Here is a 20,262-nt window from a genome sequence, read left to right on the forward strand (position 1 = left end):
GCGCTTTGCCTTTCGCTCGTCCACAGGGCAGAGCTCGAAGGCGATTGATCTAGCGCATTGACTCCAGTGACAGATTCCTGATTGTCCCCACAACCCTGCAAACCGCGATCGGGAGTGCGCGACAATATGCTTGCTGGCGTTTTGGCGGCCAAAGCGGGACAGGTGACAACCACCACAACCAACAGACTCTTAGAATCAGAAGACTCTTTTAAAATAAGATATTTGATTAAGAGGAAGCCGGGAGAGGCGAGCGCTCGATGCCTGCAAGACGGATCATGCTGGATGTCCTGAAGGGCAAGACGGTGTTTCCTCCTCCGCTCTGGATGATGCGCCAGGCCGGGCGCTATCTGCCGGAATATCGTGAGACGCGAAGACGCGCCGGTTCGTTCCTCGATCTCTGCTACGACCCCGACCTTGCCGTCGAAGTGACGCTGCAGCCGATCGAGCGCTTCGGCTTCGACGCTTCGATCGTGTTCTCGGACATCCTTGTCGTTCCTCATGCGCTTGGCCGCGACGTTCGCTTCGAGGAAGGGCGCGGGCCGCTGCTGACGCCGATTTCGACGGCGGAAATCGCGGCGCTGGGAAGCGAGATGTTTCACGTGAATCTCGAACCGGTCTACGAGACGCTTCGCCGGCTGCGGGCGAAACTGCCCGACGAGACGACGCTGATCGGCTTCTGCGGCGCGCCATGGACGGTGGCGACCTATATGATCGCCGGCCACGGTACGCCGGACCAGGCGCCGGCGCGGCTGTTCGCGTACCGCGAGCCGGCGGCGTTTCGACGGTTGCTGAAAGTGCTCGCCGATCATTCGGCTTCCTACCTGATCCGCCAGATAGAGGCCGGCGCGGATGTCGTGCAGATTTTCGATTCCTGGTCGGGCGTGCTCGACGATGCCTCGTTCGAACAGTTCTGCGTCGAGCCGGTGGCCGAGATCGTGAGACAAGTTCGGGCCGTCCATCCCGACGTGCCGATCATCGGTTTTCCCAAGGGCGCCGGAGCCCGCTACCAGAGCTATCGCGAGAAGACCGGCGTGACGGGGCTCGGCATCGACTGGACGGTGCCGCTCGAGACAGCGAAGGCCTTGCAGAGGCAAGGTGCCGTCCAGGGCAATCTCGATCCGTTGCGGCTGGTCGCCGGCGGTCAGGCGTTGGCCGACGGCGTCGGGGCGATCCTTGGGGCGTTGGGGGACGGGCCGCTGATCTTCAATCTAGGCCATGGCATCACGCCCGACACGCCGGTGGCGCATGTAGAGGCGATGGTGAAACAGGTTCGGAGCGCGGCACGCTGATGATTGACACAGGCAACAGCACCGGGCAGGCGATGAAGCGGATGGTCGTCGGCATCGCTGTCCTGATCGTTCTCACCGCGCTTTTGTTCTTCTTCGCACCGGAAAGCTTCTATCCCTGGGCAAAGGCGATCCATATCCTCGCCGTCATCTCCTGGATGGCCGGCATGCTTTATCTGCCGCGGCTGCTTGTCTATCACGCCGACGCGGAGAAGGGTTCCGTTCAATCCGAGACGTTCAAGGTGATGGAGCGGCGTCTGCTGCGCGGCATCATCAATCCGGCGATGATCCTCACCTGGGTGTTCGGGCTGTGGCTGGCCTGGAAGGTCTTTGCGTTCCAGGGCGGCTGGCTGCATGCCAAGATCGGCCTGGTGCTGATTTTGTCTGGCGTTCACGGCTATCTGGCCGCCGCTGTGCGCAAATTCGCCGAGGACCGCAACGAAAAACCGGCAAGGCACTGGCGGATCGTCAACGAGATCCCCACATTGCTGATGATCGCAATCGTGATCCTGGTCGTCGTGAAGCCGTTCTGAGGCTTCATCGGACCCGCTCAAAAGGCGGCTTGCTCTTTCAGCCGACCGACGATACAAGACGGGTCTTCCTTCCCGTCATGCGCCGCCCGTCATTGCTTTCGGCCGCGCCCGGCATTTGTCGCATCCCGCCGATCTTTTCCCCAAAGCCTACCCAGAGTCCGTCTAATGCAAGAAATGAAACTCACCGAGTTCAAGAACAAGAAGCCGCCAGAGCTGATCGCTTATGCCGAATCGCTCGAGGTCGAGAACGCCAGCGTCATGCGCAAGCAGGAACTGATGTTCGCGATCCTGAAGAAGCTCGCCGCCCAGGACATCGAAATCATCGGTGACGGTGTGGTCGAGGTGCTGCAGGACGGTTTTGGCTTCCTGCGCTCCGCCAATGCCAACTACCTGCCAGGTCCCGACGACATCTACATCTCGCCGTCTCAGATCCGGCGCTTTTCCCTGAAGACCGGCGATACGGTCGAAGGGCCGATCCGCAGCCCGAAGGAGGGCGAGCGCTATTTCGCGCTGCTCAAGGTCAACACGATCAATTTCGACGATCCCGAAAAGATCCGCCACAAGATCCACTTCGACAATCTGACGCCGCTCTATCCGACGTCGCGCCTGAAGATGGAGGTCGACAATCCGCCCAGCAAGGACATATCGCCTCGCGTGATCGACCTGGTGGCGCCGATCGGCAAGGGCCAGCGCGCCCTGATCAACGCCCAGCCGCGCACCGGCAAGACGGTGCTGTTGCAGAACATCGCGCACTCGATCACCGCCAATCATCCGGAATGCTATCTGATCGTGCTTCTGATCGACGAGCGTCCTGAGGAAGTGACCGACATGCAGCGTTCGGTCAAAGGCGAAGTCATCTCCTCGACCTTCGACGAGCCGGCGGTGCGCCACGTCCAGGTCGCCGAAATGGTCATCGAGAAGGCCAAGCGCCTTGTCGAGCACGGCCGTGACGTGGTGATCCTCCTGGATTCGATCACGCGCCTCGGCCGCGCCTACAACACCGTCGTGCCGTCATCCGGCAAGGTGCTGACCGGCGGTGTCGACGCCAACGCGCTGCAGCGCCCGAAGCGCTTCTTCGGCGCCGCCCGCAACATCGAGGAAGGCGGCTCGCTCACCATCATCGCCACCGCGCTCATCGACACCGGCAGCCGCATGGACGAAGTCATCTTCGAAGAGTTCAAGGGCACCGGCAACTGCGAAATCCAGCTCGACCGCAAGGTGGCCGACAAGCGCATCTATCCGGCCATCGACATCCTCAAGTCCGGCACCCGCAAGGAAGACCTGCTGGTGTCGCGTCAGGACCTGCAGAAAATCTTCGTCCTGCGCCGCATCCTGGCGCCGATGGGAACCACCGACGCGATCGAGTTCCTGATCGACAAGCTGAAGCAGACCAAGACCAACGGCGACTTCTTCGATTCGATGAACACTTGATTGGCCGAGGGGCGGACTTCTGAAGGCGATGCCTCGTTGGGATTGATGGCAGAAGTCGGCGCTGCCCCTCATTGCCCTGCCGGGCATTTCTCCCCGTGAACGGGGAGAAAGCGGCAGCTGCAACCCTCGCTCCTTCTGTAACGACGACGACTGGCGAAATCGGCGATGACATCGTCCTTCTCCCCGTTCTACGGGGAGAAGATGGCGGTAGCCAGATGAGGGGCGGCGCCAGCGTTTGAAGTGGTGCACTCAAGGTACCGAATGCGGTTACGTGCTGATCAATTTCGCCGCAACAGCCCTTCCAGCTCATCGGGATCCGTGACCACCGGCAGGCAGACCTGGCCGGTGCACAGCCAGGCGCCGGGCTGGTTGGTCGGCGGCAGGGTTCCGCCGGGTAGCAAGGGTCGATTCGCCTCCGTACCGATCGGCACGACGATATCGACACGGCGCGGATCAGGGTTTCGATTCACGACCGGAACGAGCTTTTGATCTTCCGGGTCGTCGACGATGACCAGTTTCACCGGTTCGATGGCAAGCGCGCAGGCATTGACGATGCCCGCCTGGCCATAGGCCTGGTGCGCGGCTCGGCCGGCGGCGTGCACCGCGGTTTTCGACGCCCTCTCCTGCAAATCGAGATTGCCGGTGACCGAGGCGAGCCGGATCTGCGCCTCGATGATCTGGCTGGTGGCTGACGGAATGGCCTCGTCAACATCGCCTCGGATGCGGATCGGCACATCGGTGCTGTCCGAGGCGGTGAGAAAATAGCCGGCGCCTTGCGCGTCGGCGTGCCAATGGTCGAGCCGTTCGAGGAACCGGCTGGCCTGGTCGACATAGGTCCAGTCGCCCGTGGCTTCGAACAGCGAGATCGCCGCGTTGGTCATGGCGGCATAGTCGCTCGACAGGGCGGGAAACAATTTCCTGGTGCCGAGCATGGAATGCGGCAAGCGATCGTCGCGGCTGGCGGCGCTTATATGGGCAAAGGCCTTTGCCGCGGCCTCGATCCAATCCGGCCGTGCCAGGGAGCGGCCGGCCTCGGCGAGTGCTGCGATCATCAAGCCATTCCAATCGGTAAGGGTCTTTGCGTCCAGGCCAGGCCTGACCCGTTCCTCCCGCACGGCGAGAAGCCTTGCCTCGAGCGGCACCAGCCGTTCCCGGTCGGCCACGCCAAGGGCTTGCTGGGAGAGGGTCTGATGGACCACCGGCTTGCCTTCCCAACCGGGTGGGCAGGAAAGCGTGAAGTATTTGAAAAACAAGGCTGAATCGTCGCCAAGGACAGATTCGGTCTCGTCCCTGCTCCAGGTGTAGAACAAGCCCTCCTCGCCGTCGCTGTCGGCGTCGAGGCTGGCGGCAAAGGCGCCGCCATCGACGCGCATTTCGCGCAGCAGCCAGTTCACCGTGTCTTCGATTCGTACCCGGAACAAATCATTGCCGGTCGCAGCAAGAGCCCAATTGCAGAAGCGGATCAGCTGCGCATTGTCGTAGAGCATCTTCTCGAAATGCGGCACCAGCCATTCGGCGTCCGTCGAGTAGCGGCTGAGGCCGCCGCCGATGTGATCGTAGATACCGCCGCTCAGCATATGTTCGAGGCTGATGAGAACGTCGTCGCGATGCGTGGCATTGCCGTCGCGCAGCCAGGACAGCCACAGCGTCTGCATGAACGGCGCGTTCGGGAATTTCGGCGCGCCGGCGAGGCCACCGCGATCGCGGTCGATCATGCCGCTGACACGGCCGGCGAGATCGGACAGCGTATCGCGATCGAGAAGCGCCTTGGAATGGGTGGCCGAGAGCCGCGCCTCGACATGCGAGGTCAGGCCGTCGGCGCTCTGGTGCAGGCTCGCGCGCTTTTCGCGCCAGGCCTTGTCGACCGCTTCCATCACCTGGATGAAGCCTGGACGGCCATAGCGCGGCTCGCGCGGGAAATAGGTGCCGCCCCAGAAGGGCTTGCCATCGGGCGTCAGGAACATGGTCAGCGGCCAGCCGCCTTGCTCGCCCATCGAGGATAGTGCCGCCATGTAGATCTGGTCGATGTCGGGGCGCTCCTCGCGGTCGACCTTGATATTGACGAACAGACGGTTCATGACGGCGGCGACGTCGTCGTTCTCGAAGCTTTCATGGGCCATGACGTGGCACCAGTGGCAGGCGGCGTAGCCGATGGAGAGCAGGATGGGCCTGTCCAGCGCCTTTGCTTCATCGAGCGACGCCGGCGACCATCCCCGCCAATGGACGGGATTGCCGCTGTGCTGCTGCAGATAGGGGCTGGCCTCTTCGGCAAGCAGGTTTTGCGCGGGCAATGTCACAATGGCCAACTTCGAGGCACTCGGGGTGGGTGATCGACGAAAGCTAGGGCGGTTCGGTAGAGCGGGCAAATGATTTCAAGCGATTCAATCGTGGCGCTGTCGAGCGGCCGGCTTCCGGCTGGCGTTGCGGTGCTACGGATATCCGGCGCTAGGACTCGATTCGTTCTCGAAACGATTGCCGGTGGCGTGGTTAAGGAGCGCGCGGCGGTTCTGCGCAAGTTCAGGGCACCAGATGGAACGGTGCTCGACACCGGGCTGGTCGTGTTCTTCCCCGGGCCGGGCAGCTTCACCGGTGAGGATGTCGCCGAGTTCCATGTTCATGGCGGGCGCGCCGTGGTGGCCAGGATGTTGGAGACGATCGCCGGATTCGACGGCGTCAGGCATGCGGAACCGGGAGAATTCACACGCCGCGCCTTTCTCAACGGCAAGGTCGACCTCGTCGAGACGGAGGCGCTGGCGGATCTCGTCAACGCCGAAACCGAAGCGCAGCGGCGCTTCGCCGTCCAGAATGCCGAGGGCGCGCAGAGTGAGCTTTACCTCGGCTGGCGCCGGCGCCTGATTCATGCGCGGGCCATGATCGAGGCCGAGATCGACTTTGCCGACGAGGATGATGTGCCGGGTTCCGTTTCGGATACGGTTTGGTCCGATGCGCGGTCGATGATGTCGGAGATCGACCGCCATATAGCCGGATTCCGCGCCGCCGAAATCATTCGCGACGGCTTCGAGGTCGTCATTCTCGGCGCGCCAAACGCCGGCAAGTCGAGTCTGTTCAACGTCTTGGCGCGGCGCGATGCGGCTATTGTAACGGATGAACCCGGCACCACCCGCGACCTGCTGGAGGTTGTGCTGGATCTCGAGGGCTTGCGTGTCAGGCTGACCGATACAGCCGGGTTGCGGGAAGCGCCTGGGAAGGTCGAGGCGATCGGCATCGAGAAGGCGAAAGCCAAGGCGGATCTCGCCGATCTGTTGCTGCTGCTCGAGGACGCCGCGGACCCCACGAACGCCGGTCCGCCGCCTATGACGGCGCAAGCATTGCGCGTCGGTACTAAGCTCGACCTGCTCGACAGAGAAGCAGCCCGCGACGCGGCTGGGCGCTACGAGTTCGGCATATCGGTGGTCGACGGGACGGGCATGGATGGATTGCTGGCGGAGATCGGTCGCCGCGCTACCGAGGCAGCCGGCGATGCCGGCGATGTGCTGCCGTCGCGGCTGCGCCATGTCGCATTGCTCAGGGCGGCGAACCGGCATCTGCATGGGGCCGCCGATGAACGTATGCCCCAGGAATTGCGCGCCGAAGAGCTGCGTCTGGCCGCGGATTGCCTAGGGCGGATCGTTGGTGCGGTGGACGTGGAAGACTTGCTCGACGTGATCTTTTCCCAGTTCTGCATCGGGAAATGACTCACGTGAAACACGTACGGTCGATAGCAGAGGCCCAGGCTGACTCACGTGAAACATCTTGGGCCGTGATTCACGTGAAACGCGGCCAGAAGCAGGGTTTGGCTGTTTCACGTGAAACGTCGCGCGGAAGTTTTCTTGACAGTCCCGTCTCGCGGGCACATGTGTCGCTGATCTCTTTGAGTCCGGGACTTATGTAAGATGACCGATCACTATGATGTGGTTGTGGTGGGCGGCGGCCATGCCGGCTGTGAGGCGGCCAGTGCCGCGGCGCGCGCCGGCGCCAGGACCGCGCTGGTGACGCTGCGTTTCGACACGATCGGCGTGATGTCGTGCAACCCAGCGATCGGCGGGCTCGGCAAAGGGCATCTCGTGCGCGAGATCGACGCCATGGATGGGCTGATGGGCCGCGTGGCGGATGCCGCCGGCATCCAGTTCCGTCTGCTCAACCGCCGCAAGGGGCCGGCGGTGCGCGGACCTCGCACGCAGGCCGACAGGAAACTCTATCGCCTTGCCATGCAGGAAGCGATTCGGCAGCAGAACGATCTTGAGGTTGTCGAGGGCGAAGTCCTCGACTTCGAGATATCCGATGGGAAAATAGCAGCGGTCCTCCTTGCGGATGGCCGCCGGCTTGCCTGCGGCGCCGTGGTGCTGACCACAGGGACGTTCTTGCGCGGGCTCATTCACATCGGCGAAAAGAAGATTGTCGCCGGCCGCATGAACGAGAAGGCCAGCATGGGACTGTCGGCGACAATGGACCGCGCCGGCTTCAGGCTCGGGCGGCTCAAGACAGGCACGCCGCCGCGACTGGACGGGCGAACCATCGACTGGGCTTCGCTGGAAAGCCAGGCGGCGGACGAAAATCCGGTACCGTTCTCGCTCTTGACCGACCGCATCGTGACGCCGCAGATCGATTGCGGCATCACGCGCACGACCACGGCCACGCATGAACTGATCCGCGCCAATCTTGGCCGCTCGGCCATGTATTCCGGCTCGATCGAGGGGGTTGGGCCGCGTTACTGCCCATCGATCGAGGACAAGATCGTCAAGTTCGGCGACCGCGACGGGCACCAGATCTTTCTCGAACCGGAAGGGCTCGACGACCACACCGTCTATCCCAACGGCATTTCGACCTCGCTGCCGGAAGACGTCCAGCTCGATATCCTGAAGACCATTCCGGGACTGGAGCGCGCCGTCATGCTGCAGCCGGGCTATGCCATCGAATATGATCATGTCGATCCCCGCGAACTGCATCAGACGCTGGAGACGAAGCGTGTCGCCGGGCTTTTTCTCGCCGGGCAGATCAACGGCACGACCGGCTATGAAGAGGCCGCCGGGCAGGGCCTGCTCGCCGGCCTCAACGCAGCGCGGCGCGCCGCTGGCGGCGAGCAGGTCGTGCTCAGCCGCACCCAGGCCTATATCGGCGTGATGGTCGACGATCTCACCAGCCGCGGCATCAGCGAGCCGTACCGCATGTTCACCTCGCGGGCCGAATTCCGGCTGTCGCTGCGCGCCGACAATGCCGATGAACGGCTGACCCCGCTGGCGCAGACGCTGGGGATCGCCTCGGCGCGGCGGATGCAACGTTTTGGCGATGTCACGCGGCGGCTCGACGAAGCGCGCCAGCTGGCGTTTTCGCTGACCATGACGCCGAACGAGGCGGCACGGCACGGTCTGGAGATCAATCGCGACGGCGTGCGCCGGTCGGGCTTTGAGCTGCTCGCTTATCCCGGTGTCGACATTGCCTGGCTAAGCCGGGTCGAACCGAGATTTGCAGACATCGACGCCAAGACCGCGGAGCGCCTCGAAACGGAAGCGAAATATTCTGTTTATCTCGACCGCCAGAGCACGGATGTCGCGCAGATCCGGCACGAGGAGAGCCGGCTGATCCCGGAGGCCATCGACTTCGCCGGCGTGCCCGGCCTGTCCAATGAGCTGAAGCAGAAGATGCAGGCGCGAAGGCCGCGCTCCATCGCCGATGCGCAGCGCATGGAAGGCATGACGCCGGCGGCGCTGGCGATCATTGTCGCGCATGTCCGTCATTGGGAAACCGCTGAAAGGGCCGAGCAGAGGGACGTTGCGTGAAGTCTTTCTCCCGCGAGAGCCTGCAGGACGCCGCCGGTCCGGTTTCACGTGAAACATTCGATCGCCTGGTAGCGTTCGAAGAGATGTTCCAGAAATGGAACCGCAGCATCAATCTCGTGGCGCAATCGACTTCCGGTGATGTCTGGCAACGCCACATCCTGGACAGCGCGCAGCTTGCGCGGATAGAGCCCGAAGCCACGCATTGGGTCGACATCGGATCGGGCGGCGGATTTCCCGGGCTTGTCATGGCGTTTCTGCTCGCCGAGCGCCCGGGAGCCAGCATCGACCTGGTCGAGAGCAACCGCAAGAAGGCCTCGTTCCTGCAGACCGTCATCGGTCAGTTCGGCTTGCCCGCGCGGGTCGTGGCGCGCCGCATCGAGGACAGCCATGTGCTTGTTTCGAAGCCGCAAATCGTCACGGCGCGGGCGCTGGCCCCGCTTTCGGTCCTGCTCGACCTGTCGGCGCCCTGGCTGGCCTCTGGCGCGCGGGCGCTGTTCCACAAAGGCCGGGATTACCGGGCCGAAGTGCAAGAAAGCGTTAACCGGTGGACCTTCGATCTGGTAGAACATCCAAGCGTGACCGACGCCAGCGGCGTCATCCTCGAATTGTCCAATGTGCGACCTGTCTGAACCGAGACAAGGTCTGATTATTCGGCGACCCAAAGATGAATTTCTGGCATAAACCCATGATGAAGAATGGCCCTCGAATCATCACCGTAGCCAACCAGAAGGGCGGTGTCGGCAAGACCACCACCGCCATCAACCTGGCCACCGCGCTGGCGGCAATCGGCGAAAAAGTGCTGATCGTCGACCTCGACCCGCAAGGCAATGCAAGCACCGGCCTGGGCATCGACCGCAAGGACCGGACGGTCTCGTCCTATGATGTGCTGACGGGCGAACTGGATCTGGAAGCCGCCGCCATTCCGACCGCGGTGCCCGGCCTGTCGATCGTGCCCTCGACGCTCGACCTGCTCGGCATCGAAATGGAGATCGCCTCCGCGCCGGACCGGGTGTTGCGGCTGCGCAACGCCTTGCGCGCCGCGGCCGACCGTTCGGCCAGCTTCGGTTATGTGCTGATCGATTGCCCGCCCTCGCTCAATCTTTTGACTTTGAATTCAATGGCGGCAGCCGATTCCGTTCTCGTCCCGCTGCAATGCGAGTTCTTCGCGCTGGAAGGCCTCAGCCAGCTGCTCGAAACGGTCGAGCAGGTGCGTCGCTCGATCAATCCGGATCTCACCATCCAGGGTATCGTGCTGACCATGTATGACGGCCGCAACAACCTCGCCAACCAGGTGGTGCAGGACGTGCGCGAGCATATGGGCGACAAGGTCTACGAGACCATCATTCCGCGCAATGTGCGGGTGTCGGAGGCGCCATCCTATGGCAAGCCGGCCATTCTCTACGATCTGAAATGCTCCGGCAGCCAGGCCTATCTGCAACTGGCCTCCGAAGTGATCCGCCGCGAACGCAAATTGCGTGCCGCTTGATTAGATCGGCCGCAAAATTAACAGCCGATTCGACACCGAAACGATCTGAATAGACGTGGAATAAAGATGAGCGAAGATCTGTCGAGGAAAAGACTGGGACGCGGACTGGCGGCACTGATCGGCGAGATCGATCGCCCGGCCGCACCGGAAAAGCCCGGCATGAGCGCCGACGGCAAGGTGCCGATCGAGTTTCTCAGCCCAAACCCGAGAAATCCGCGCCGGCATTTTGGCGATGCCGAACTGACGGACCTCGCCCAGTCGATCCGCGAGCATGGCGTAGTGCAGCCGGTGGTGGCGCGTCCCTCGCCGACGCAGGCCGGCCGCTACGAGCTCATCGCCGGCGAGCGGCGCTGGCGCGCGGCGCAGCGTGCCGGGCTGACCGAGATCCCGGTCATCATCCGCGAAGTCAACGACCGCACGGCGCTGGAGCTGGCGATCATCGAGAACGTGCAGCGCGCCGACCTCAATCCGGTCGAAGAAGCACAGGGTTACCAGCAGCTCATCGACGACCATGGCTACACCCAGGCCGATCTCGGCCAGGTCATCGGCAAGAGCCGCAGCCATGTCGCCAACACATTGAGATTGTTGAAGCTGCCGGACGTGATCCGCGACATGCTGGTCGACGGTGCGCTGTCGGCCGGGCATGCCCGCACGCTGGTCACGGCGGAGGATCCGGCCGGTCTCGCCAAGCGCATCGTCGAGGAGGGCCTTTCCGTGCGCCAGGCCGAGGCGCTGGCGCAGATGCCGGCCGGCACCAGCTCCAATGGCAGCAAACCTGCCGCGCCAGCCGTCGAAAAGGACGCCGACACGCTGGCGCTGGAAAAGCTGCTCACCGATACGACCGGCATGATCGTCACGGTCGATCACAAGGGCAAGGGTGGTGTGCTGCGGGTTGCCTATCGGAGCCTGGAACAGCTGGACGAGCTGTGCCGGCGGTTGAAGCAGGATTAGAGGCGGCTCGGTGGTTCATAGAATCGCGGACCTCTCAACTCTTGTTTTTACGCAGTTCGAATGGAAGATCGCGACACACTCTTCCTGGGATTTCTTTGGTATTTAGCCGGCGAATGTTTCGGGCGTTCTTCCCTTCTCCCCTTGTGGGAGAAGGTGGATCGGCGCGCAGCGCCGAGACGGATGAGGGGTGTTCCAGCGGAGTGAGACGATGGTTTTGATGCAACCGATTGGCATCAAGACGCGCCAAGCTGGAGCACCCCTCATCCGACCTCGCTTCGCGAAGCCACCTTCTCCCACAAGGGGAGAAGGAAGAGGGCGCCTACCTCTGCGCCAGCCGCGCGCTTTCCACCGCGATCCCCAGCAGCGCCTGCCTGGCCAGCGCCACCGACAGGTCCGGCCGGCGCCGCGTCTGCAGCACGGCCGACTGCAGGCGGGTCAGCGCGCGGCCGAGCGCTTCGCTGTTCCAGCGCTCCAGCGTCTTCTCCACCAGCTTGCGGCGCGCGAAAAAGACCGGCGGACGCGCGGCGGCAACGACGGAAGCGGCGTTGCGGCCGCCTGAGTCCATCTGGCCGCGCATGACCTGGATCTGCTGTATCTGCCGCATCGCCGAGGACAGCACCAGGAAGGGCTGGCCGCCGCCCTGGCAGTGGCGCGTGAAGGCGGTGTCGAAGTCGCCGACCTTGCCTTCGAGCAGCGCGTCGACGGCGTCGTCGAAGGAGGCGCCGGACACGTCACCCGACATGGCCCTCACTTCCTCCAACCCGATTTCCTTCTGGCCATGGGCGTAGAGGACGAGCTTTTCGATCTCGCCGCGCGAGGCCAGCCGGTCGCCGCCGAGATTGCGGCGCAAGGCTTGTCTCGCCTCCAGCGTCATCGACATGCCGGCCTTGCGCAACTCGTCGTCGATGACCGTGTCGATGTCGCGGGCTTCATCGGCATAGCAGGGCAGTGCGATTGCATTGTCCGCGCCCTCGACTATCGCGCGCAGCCCGACGCCTTTCTTCAAATCGCCGGCCTCGATCAGGATGATGGCATCGCGCGCCGGCTCCGCCGTCAGCGCCTTGACATCGTCGGCCAGCGCCTTCTGGCCGCTGGCGTTGCGCACCCAGAGCAGCCGGCGATCGGAAAACATCGGCACGGTGCGGGCTTCGTCGAGCAGCCGGCCCTCGTCGCGATCGACCTCGGAACCCTCGAGCCTGACCACCGAGAACGGATCGTCGAGCGGCAGGCCGGTCTTTCCGGCAAAGGCCTTCGCCCGCTCCGAGACGAGGCCGCGATCGGGGCCATAAAGCAGGACGATCGAGATGCGTGGATCAGGCCGCGCGAGCCAGGAATCGACCTCGAATGCTTTCTTCTGTGCCATGCAGGGTGGTTAGCATGCTGCGGGGATGGAGTGAACGATGGCGGGCCTGTTTTTCAGAGACGCCGGCGGGACAGTGCCCCCCTCTGTCCTGCCGGACATCTCCCCCTCAAGGGGGGAGATCGGCTGTTATTTCGGCTTTCGCCAATTTTCGACGCTGACACGGAAGCGCCATCAATGAAGCTGCCAATCTCCCCCCTTGAGGGGGAGATGTCCGGCAGGACAGAGGGGGGCGCAGGGAACTCGACCGAACGTTATTCTGCGTCTGCGACCCTCGCATTGCGCCCGACACCCAGAAATACCTCGTCTTGCGGCAACCTGCCCAGAACCTTGCGCCAAATTGCGTGCCGCCGCTCAACATCGACAAGAAATTTCGCGGACATATCTTCATCCTGAGCGCGGGAGGCTGGGATCGGCCGGCGCGGCCGGAACCGAAGCGCAAGAGGCCCGCCCGACGAATTCGCCCTGGACGCGCGGATGTGCAAATATCCGCATCAGGCAACATTGGAGGAGTTGAGGTCATGGCCGATGCTGGGATGTTGCGGTTTCACGTTCCGGAGCCGGAAGTGCGGCCGGGCGGCACGCCTGATTTCTCCAACGTGACCATCGCCCAGGCCGGCTCGGTGCCGCGCCCCGACATCGATGTCGATCCGCGCACCATCCGCGACATGGCGTTTTCGATCATCCGCGTGCTGAACCGCAACGGCGAAGCCGTCGGGCCGTGGGCCGGGCTGCTTTCCAGCGAGGAGCTGCTGGAAGGCCTGCGCAACATGATGACGCTGCGCACCTTCGACGCGCGCATGCAGATGGCGCAGCGGCAAGGCAAGACCTCTTTCTACATGCAGCATCTGGGCGAAGAAGCGGTGAGCTGCGCCTTCCGCAAGGCGCTTGCCCCGGGCGACATGAACTTCCCGACCTATCGCCAGGCCGGGCTGCTGATCGCCGACGGCTATCCGATGGTCACGATGATGAACCAGATCTACTCCAACGAGGCCGATCCGCTGAAGGGCCGGCAGCTGCCGATCATGTATTCGTCGAAAGAGCACGGCTTCTTCTCGATATCGGGCAATCTGGCGACGCAGTATATCCAGGCGGTCGGCTGGGCGATGGCCTCGGCGATCTCGAACGATTCGCGCATCGCCGCAGCCTGGATCGGCGACGGCTCGACGGCGGAGTCCGACTTCCATTCGGCTCTGGTGTTCGCCTCCACCTACAAGGCGCCGGTCGTGCTCAATGTCGTCAACAACCAATGGGCGATCTCGACTTTCCAGGGCATTGCGCGCGGTGGCTCGGGCACCTTCGCGGCGCGGGGTCTCGGCTTCGGCATCCCGTCGCTGCGCGTCGACGGCAACGACTATCTCGCCGTGCACGCCGTGGCCAAATGGGCGGCGACCAGGGCGCGCGACAATCTCGGGCCGACGCTGGTCGAATATGTCACCTACCGCGCCGGCGCCCATTCGAGTTCGGACGATCCCTCCGCCTACCGGCCAAAGACGGAGTCCGACGCCTGGCCGCTCGGCGATCCGGTCGTGCGGCTGAAGAACCATCTCATCAAGCTCGGCGTCTGGTCGGACGAGCGGCACGCGCAGGCCGAGGCGGAAATCCTCGATACGGTCATCGCGGCGCAGAAGGAGGCGGAAAGCCACGGCACGCTGCATGCCGGCGGCAAGCCGTCGACGCGCGACATGTTCGAGGGCCTCTATGCCGAGATGCCGCCGCATCTCAGGCGCCAGCGCCAGCAGGCGGGAGTCTGAGCCATGCCAAGGCGGACCATGATCGAGGCTATCCGCGATGCCATGGACGTGTCGATGGAGCGCGACGGCAAAGTCGTCGTGTTCGGCGAGGATGTCGGCTTCTTCGGCGGCGTGTTCCGCGTCACTCACGGCCTGCAGGCCAAGTACGGCAAGAGCCGCTGCTTCGACGCGCCGATCAACGAATCCGGCATTGTCGGCTCGGCCATCGGCATGGCCGCCTATGGGTTGAAGCCGTGCGTGGAGATTCAGTTTGCCGACTACATGTATCCGGCCTACGACCAGCTGACGCAGGAAGCCGCAAGGCTGCGCTACCGGTCGAACGGCGATTTCACCTGCCCGATCGTGGTGCGCATGCCGACCGGCGGCGGCATCTTCGGCGGCCAGACGCACAGCCAGAGCCCGGAAGCGCTGTTCACCCATGTGTCTGGCCTGAAGACGGTGGTGCCATCCAACCCGCATGACGCCAAGGGGCTTTTGATCGCGGCGATCGAGGATCCAGACCCGGTGATCTTCCTTGAGCCGAAGCGGCTCTATAACGGCCCGTTCGACGGCCATCACGACCGGCCGGTAACGCCATGGTCGAAGCACGAACTCGGCGAGGTCGCCGACGGCCACTATACCGTGCCGCTCGGCAAGGCGGCGATCCGCAGGGCAGGTTCCGCCGTCACTGTGCTCGCCTACGGCACCATGGTCTATGTCGCGCAGGCCGCGGCCGAGGAGACCAGCATCGATGCCGAGATCATCGACCTCAGGACGTTGCTGCCGCTCGACCTCGACACGATCGTGGCCTCGGTCAAGAAGACCGGGCGCTGCGTCGTCGTGCACGAGGCGACGCTGACCTCCGGGTTCGGCGCCGAGCTGTCGGCGCTGGTGCAGGAAAACTGCTTCTACCATCTGGAGGCGCCGGTGGTCCGCGTCGCCGGCTGGGACACGCCCTATCCGCATGCGCAGGAGTGGGACTATTTTCCGGGGCCCGCGCGCGTCGGCCGTGCGCTCATAGAAACATTGGAAGCTTAGAGAGGCCGGAGATGGGCGAACACATCATCAAGCTGCCCGATGTCGGCGAAGGCGTCGCCGAAGCCGAACTCGTCGAATGGCATGTGAAGATCGGCGACATCGTGCGCGAGGACACCGTGCTGGCCGCTGTCATGACCGACAAGGCGACGGTCGAAATCCCGTCGCCCGTCGATGGCGAGATCCTGTGGCTGGGCGCCGAGATCGGCGACACGGTGGCGATCGGTTCGCCGATCGTACGGCTGAAGGTGGCGGGCGCGGGCAATGTGAAGGCTGCCGGCAAAGAAGCGGAACCAACCGCCGAGGCTGAAGCGCCCGCCAAGCCGGCGAGCCCGAAGCCCGAAACCGCACCGCCGCCCAAGGCAGCAAAACCCATCGAGGCACCGGTGAAACCCGCTGCATCGCTGGCTGCCGCCAAGACCATCGCACGGTCCTCGGCCTCCGGCGCACCGCGCCCGGAAGGCGAAAAGCCGCTGGCTTCGCCGGCCGTACGCTTGCGCGCGAAAGAGGCCGGCATCGATCTCAGGCAAGTCGCAGGCAGCGGCCCGGCCGGCCGCATCGGCCACGAAGACATCGAGGCGTTCCTGGCGCGCGGGCCGCAAGTGGCAAAGGCATCGGGTCTCGCCCGCAACGATGCGATCGAGGACATCAAACTGGTCGGCTTGCGGCGCAAGATCGCCGAGAAGATGATGCTGTCCAAATCGCGCATCCCGCACATCACCTATGTCGAGGAGATCGACATCACGGCGCTCGAGGAATTGCGCGCCGCGCTCAACAAGGAAAAGCGCGCCGCCAAGGGCAGTACGGAGAGGCCGAAGCTGACCTTGCTGCCGTTCCTGATGCGGGCAATGGTCAAGGCGATCGCGGACCAGCCCCAGCTCAATTCGCTGTTCGACGACGAGGCCGGCATCATCCACCAGCATGGCGGCGTCCATATCGGCATCGCCGCGCAGACGCCGTCGGGGCTGGTGGTGCCTGTCGTGAGGCATGCCGAGGCGCGCGACATCTGGGACTGCGGCGCCGAGGTCGTCAGGCTGGCCGAGGCGGCCAAGTCGGGCACGGCGACCCGTGACGAGCTGTCCGGCTCGACCATCACCATCACCTCGCTCGGCGCCATGGGCGGTGTCGCGACCACTCCGGTCATCAATCATCCGGAAGTGGCGATCATCGGCGTCAACAAGATGATGGTGCGGCCGCTGTGGGACGGCACGCAGTTCGTCCCACGCAAGATGATGAACCTGTCGTCGAGCTTCGACCACCGGGTCATCGACGGCTGGGACGCGGCGGTGTTCATCCAGCGGATCAAGGCGCTGCTGGAAACGCCGGCGCTGATCTTCGTGGATTAGAGGGTATGAGAACGGTCGCAAAGTCCCCCTCACCCGGATTGCCAGCCGAATTGCAAAGGCAATTCGGGGCAATCCGACCTCTCCCCGAGGGGAGAGGAGGTTATCGACGCCTGTGCCAGTCTCTTCTCCCCAGCGGGGAGAAGGTGGCCGCGAAGCGGCCGGATGAGGGGGCCTCCATCAAAAAGAGCGTGCCATCATGAAAGAAATCTCCTGCAAGCTGCTCGTCATCGGCGCCGGTCCGGGCGGGTATGTCTGCGCCATTCGTGCCGGGCAGCTCGGCGTCGATACGGTCATCGTCGAGGCGGGCAAGCCAGGCGGCACCTGCCTCAATGTCGGCTGCATCCCCTCAAAAGCGCTGATCCATGCCGCGGAAGAGTTCGAGAAAGTGTCTGATATGGCCGGCGGCAAGAGCCCGCTCGGTATTTCGGTGACGGCGCCGGCGCTCGATCTGGCCAGGACCGTCGCCTGGAAGGACGGGATCGTCAGCCGGCTCAACAGCGGCGTCGCCGGCCTGCTGAAGAAGGCCGGGGTGAAGACGGTGCATGGCTGGGCGACCTTTCGCGACGGCAAGACCGTCGAGGTCGAGACCGAGACCGGCAGCCAGGTGATCCGGGCCGAGACGATCGTGATCGCCACCGGCTCGGCGCCGGTCGAACTGCCGTTCCTGCCGTTCGGTGGCCCGGTGATTTCGTCCACCGAGGCTCTGGCGCTGGGCGAAGTGCCGAAGAGGCTTGCTGTCGTCGGTGGCGGCTATATCGGCCTCGAACTCGGCATGGCCTTCGCCAAGATGGGCGCCAAGGTTACCGTCGTCGAAGCCTTGCCGCGCGTGCTGGCGCAGTATGACGCGGAGTTGACCCGGCCGGTGGTCAAGCGGCTCGCAGCGCTCGGCGTCGAGGTGATGACAGGCGCCAAGGCCAAGGGACTGTCGACAAAAGGCGATGCGCTGCTGGTCGAGACGTCGGACGGCAAGAGCGGCAAGGTCGCCGTGGACAAGATCCTGGTGACGGTCGGCCGCAAGCCGGTGACCGAGGGCTGGGGTCTCGAGCAGATCGATCTCGACAGGGCGGGAAAGTTCATCAGGATCGACGACCAATGCCGGACCTCGATGCGCGGCGTCTTCGCCATCGGCGACGTCACCGGCGAGCCGATGCTGGCGCACCGGGCGATGGCACAAGGCGAGATGGTCGCCGAGATCGTCGCCGGCCACAAGCGCAGCTGGGACAAGCGCTCGATCCCCGCCGTCTGTTTCACCGATCCCGAGCTGGTGACGGCGGGGCTGTCGCCCGAGGAAGCCAAGGCCCGGGGCGAGATCAAGATCGGCCTGTTCCCCTTCGCCGCCAATGGCCGCGCCATGACGAAGCTCGGCGAGGACGGGTTCGTCCGCGTCGTGGCGCGTGCGGACAATCATCTGGTGCTCGGCATTCAGGCGGCCGGTCAGGGCGTGTCGGAGCTGTCGACGGCTTTTGGGCTGGCGCTGGAGATGGGCGCGCGGCTGGAGGACATCGCCGGCACCATCCATGCGCATCCGACGCAAGGCGAAGGGTTCCAGGAAGCGGCGCTGAAAGCGCTGGGGCACGCGTTGCATATTTGAGCGCGGTGTTCTTTAGCCCGCCAGCCGGCTAACCATCTCGTGTTGGGCATAGGCGCGGCCGAAGCGGTTGGCCAGGAAGGCTTCGAGCGCGATATCCTCCTGCTTGACGAAGCCGGTCGCCGGCAGCGAGCCATCGGCCAGCATGTCGAGCACGGCGCAGATTCCGGAAGCCGTGGTGATCTGGATGGCGCTGCGCACCGTCTGGCCGACGCGCCGGGAATAGATCTTGTTGGCGTAGGTCTCCTGCAGCAGACGCCCGTTCTTGCGGCCGGAGACGGTGACGAAGACGATGACCACGTCCTGCAGCGTTGCCGGCAGGGCGCTTTCGAAAATGTCCTTCAGCACGTCGCGGCGATGGCGCAGCCCAAGGTCGTTGAGCAGCGCCTTCATGATCGCGGCATGGCCGGGATAGCGGATGGTGCGGTAGTTCAGCGTGCGCACCTTGCCTTTCAGCGTCTCGGCCAAGGTGCCCAGCCCACCCGAGGTGTTGAAGGCTTCGTAGGTGACGCCGTCGAGCGAGAATTCCTCGCGCTCCTCCAGAGGCGGCACTTCGACCAGTTCGCCCTCGACGATCGCCTCGCAAGGCTCGCAATACTCGTTGATGACGCCGTCGGTGCTCCAGGTCAAATTGTAGTTCAGCGCGTTGGACGGGTATTGCGGCAGCGCGCCGACGCGCATGCGCACGCTTTCCAGCGTGTCGAAGCGGCTGGCGAGGTCGTTGGCGACGATCGAGATGAAGCCCGGCGCCAGCCCGCATTGCGGGATGAAGGCGCTCTTGGCGGAGCGTGCCAGCTCCTTGACGCGCCTAGTCGAGACGACATCCTCGGTGAGATCGAGATAATGCACGCCGGCGCTGGCGGCCGCCTCGGCGATGCGCGTGGTGAGGTGGAAGGGGGCGGCGCTCAGCACGGCGAACTTGCCGGCGAGCGCGGCTTCAAGCGCGCCAACCGCCGCGATGTCGAGTTCGAGCGTCTCGACGCCGTCAGGCACCTCGGCGGCAGTGAGCTGCGCGGCCGAGCGGTCGACGAGGGTGACGTGGTAGTCGCCCGTTTCAGCGAGCATTTCGGCGATGGTCGAGCCGATCTTGCCGGCCCCGACGATAACGATGTTATTCATGGTCAAATACTCCTGCCATCTGCGTTTGCCGGAATCATCGCAGCTTGCCTGGCGAAAGGAAGCGTGGAATTCTGCAAAGTGAACCCTATCTTTTGTCGATTTGCCGAATGGATTCGTCGAAATGCTCAGTGACGCCGAACAGGCCCTGCTTTCGCTGCTGCGCGCCAACGCACGCGCCTCGACGGCCGAACTGGCGAGGCAGCTCGGCGTGTCGCGCACGACGGTGCAAAGCCGGATCGAGCGGCTGGAGCAGCGCGGCATCATCACGGGTTATGGCGTCAGACTGGCGCCGGACTACGAGCAGGGGCTGGTCAGGGCGCATGTGCTGCTCACCGTCACGCCCAAGCTCGCCGACAAAGTGGTGCGCGCGCTGCAGGCGCTGCCGCCCGTGCGGACGCTGCACTCCGTCAGCGGCAATTTCGACATGATCGTCATCGTCGACGCGCCGTCCATCCGCGACCTCGACACGCTGCTCGACCGGATCGGCGCCATGGACGGGGTCGAACGAACCGCGTCATCGATCATCCTGTCGACGCGGATCGAGCGGTGACGTAACAGCGATCTCCCCCGCAAGGGGGGAGATTGGCCGTTATGCCGGCTCTCGCCAGTTTCTGAAG

General features: G+C 64.1%; 16 protein-coding genes. 13 read left to right on the forward strand and 3 right to left on the reverse strand.

The window, feature by feature from the left end; all coding sequences use genetic code 11:
- Positions 1–257 precede the first annotated feature (257 nt).
- The 3 genes from hemE to rho all read left to right on the forward strand — a co-directional run bounded on the left by hemE (position 258) and on the right by rho (position 3,250).
- Positions 258–1,289 carry a uroporphyrinogen decarboxylase gene (gene hemE, locus FJ970_RS04365; protein WP_140762304.1) on the forward strand — a complete coding sequence of 344 codons (1,032 nt, stop codon included), beginning with the start codon at positions 258–260 and terminating at the stop codon, positions 1,287–1,289.
- Complete coding sequence (hemJ, locus tag FJ970_RS04370; RefSeq protein WP_140762307.1) at positions 1,289–1,819, forward strand: protoporphyrinogen oxidase HemJ; 531 nt, start codon at positions 1,289–1,291, stop codon at positions 1,817–1,819. Before hemE ends, hemJ begins: the two co-directional genes overlap by 1 nt.
- A gap of 165 nt (positions 1,820–1,984) precedes the next feature.
- Complete coding sequence (gene rho / locus FJ970_RS04375) at positions 1,985–3,250, forward strand: transcription termination factor Rho (RefSeq protein ID WP_027145740.1); 1,266 nt, start codon at positions 1,985–1,987, stop codon at positions 3,248–3,250.
- Positions 3,251–3,528: 278 nt separating this feature from the next.
- On the opposite strand, the gene FJ970_RS04380 is transcribed toward rho, so the two are convergent.
- Positions 3,529–5,547 carry a thioredoxin domain-containing protein gene (locus FJ970_RS04380; protein ID WP_140762413.1) on the reverse strand — a complete coding sequence of 673 codons (2,019 nt, stop codon included), beginning with the start codon at positions 5,545–5,547 and terminating at the stop codon, positions 3,529–3,531.
- Between the two features lie 69 nt (positions 5,548–5,616).
- Between FJ970_RS04380 and mnmE the strand changes: the two genes are divergently transcribed.
- The 5 genes from mnmE to FJ970_RS04405 all read left to right on the forward strand — a co-directional run bounded on the left by mnmE (position 5,617) and on the right by FJ970_RS04405 (position 11,464).
- Positions 5,617–6,945 carry a tRNA uridine-5-carboxymethylaminomethyl(34) synthesis GTPase MnmE gene (gene mnmE / locus FJ970_RS04385; protein WP_140762310.1) on the forward strand — a complete coding sequence of 443 codons (1,329 nt, stop codon included), beginning with the start codon at positions 5,617–5,619 and terminating at the stop codon, positions 6,943–6,945.
- Positions 6,946–7,143: 198 nt separating this feature from the next.
- Entirely contained in the window at positions 7,144–9,027 is a 1,884-nt protein-coding gene (gene mnmG, locus FJ970_RS04390; protein WP_140762313.1) for a tRNA uridine-5-carboxymethylaminomethyl(34) synthesis enzyme MnmG, read from the forward strand.
- Positions 9,024–9,656 (forward strand): 16S rRNA (guanine(527)-N(7))-methyltransferase RsmG, encoded by a 633-nt coding sequence (gene rsmG / locus FJ970_RS04395; protein WP_140762316.1) that lies wholly within the window; start codon positions 9,024–9,026, stop codon positions 9,654–9,656. The genes mnmG and rsmG overlap by 4 nt, the downstream gene beginning before the upstream one ends.
- A gap of 56 nt (positions 9,657–9,712) precedes the next feature.
- On the forward strand, positions 9,713–10,513 hold the full coding sequence (locus FJ970_RS04400; protein ID WP_140762319.1) for a ParA family protein: 801 nt from the start codon (positions 9,713–9,715) through the stop codon (positions 10,511–10,513).
- 66 nt (positions 10,514–10,579) lie between these two features.
- The gene (locus FJ970_RS04405; protein WP_140762322.1) at positions 10,580–11,464 is read left to right on the forward strand and encodes a ParB/RepB/Spo0J family partition protein; all 885 of its coding nucleotides are present in this window, start codon (positions 10,580–10,582) and stop codon (positions 11,462–11,464) included.
- Positions 11,465–11,783: 319 nt separating this feature from the next.
- Here the strand turns inward: FJ970_RS04405 and holA are convergent, their stop codons facing one another.
- On the reverse strand, positions 11,784–12,827 hold the full coding sequence (gene holA / locus FJ970_RS04410) for a DNA polymerase III subunit delta (RefSeq protein ID WP_140762325.1): 1,044 nt from the start codon (positions 12,825–12,827) through the stop codon (positions 11,784–11,786).
- Positions 12,828–13,345: 518 nt separating this feature from the next.
- Between holA and FJ970_RS04415 the strand changes: the two genes are divergently transcribed.
- From FJ970_RS04415 to lpdA, 4 genes are all read left to right on the forward strand, one after another.
- Complete coding sequence (locus FJ970_RS04415; protein WP_140762328.1) at positions 13,346–14,578, forward strand: 3-methyl-2-oxobutanoate dehydrogenase (2-methylpropanoyl-transferring) subunit alpha; 1,233 nt, start codon at positions 13,346–13,348, stop codon at positions 14,576–14,578.
- Positions 14,579–14,581: 3 nt separating this feature from the next.
- Positions 14,582–15,595, forward strand: coding sequence for an alpha-ketoacid dehydrogenase subunit beta (locus FJ970_RS04420; RefSeq protein ID WP_140762330.1), 1,014 nt, complete (start codon positions 14,582–14,584; stop codon positions 15,593–15,595).
- 11 nt (positions 15,596–15,606) lie between these two features.
- The gene (locus FJ970_RS04425; protein ID WP_140762333.1) at positions 15,607–16,938 is read left to right on the forward strand and encodes a dihydrolipoamide acetyltransferase family protein; all 1,332 of its coding nucleotides are present in this window, start codon (positions 15,607–15,609) and stop codon (positions 16,936–16,938) included.
- 196 nt (positions 16,939–17,134) lie between these two features.
- Positions 17,135–18,529, forward strand: a complete 1,395-nt coding sequence (lpdA, locus tag FJ970_RS04430; protein WP_140762336.1) for a dihydrolipoyl dehydrogenase — start codon at positions 17,135–17,137, stop codon at positions 18,527–18,529.
- A gap of 12 nt (positions 18,530–18,541) precedes the next feature.
- Here lpdA and FJ970_RS04435 read toward each other — a convergent pair whose 3' ends face one another.
- A complete protein-coding gene (locus FJ970_RS04435; RefSeq protein ID WP_140762338.1) occupies positions 18,542–19,645 on the reverse strand; it encodes a saccharopine dehydrogenase family protein in 1,104 nt (367 codons plus the stop codon).
- Between the two features lie 121 nt (positions 19,646–19,766).
- Here FJ970_RS04435 and FJ970_RS04440 point away from each other — a divergent pair, with 121 nt between their 5' ends.
- A complete protein-coding gene (locus tag FJ970_RS04440; protein WP_140762341.1) occupies positions 19,767–20,195 on the forward strand; it encodes an Lrp/AsnC family transcriptional regulator in 429 nt (142 codons plus the stop codon).
- Positions 20,196–20,262 lie beyond the last annotated feature (67 nt).

The organism is Mesorhizobium sp. B2-1-8, from assembly GCF_006442545.2.
Taxonomy (GTDB): domain Bacteria; phylum Pseudomonadota; class Alphaproteobacteria; order Rhizobiales; family Rhizobiaceae; genus Mesorhizobium.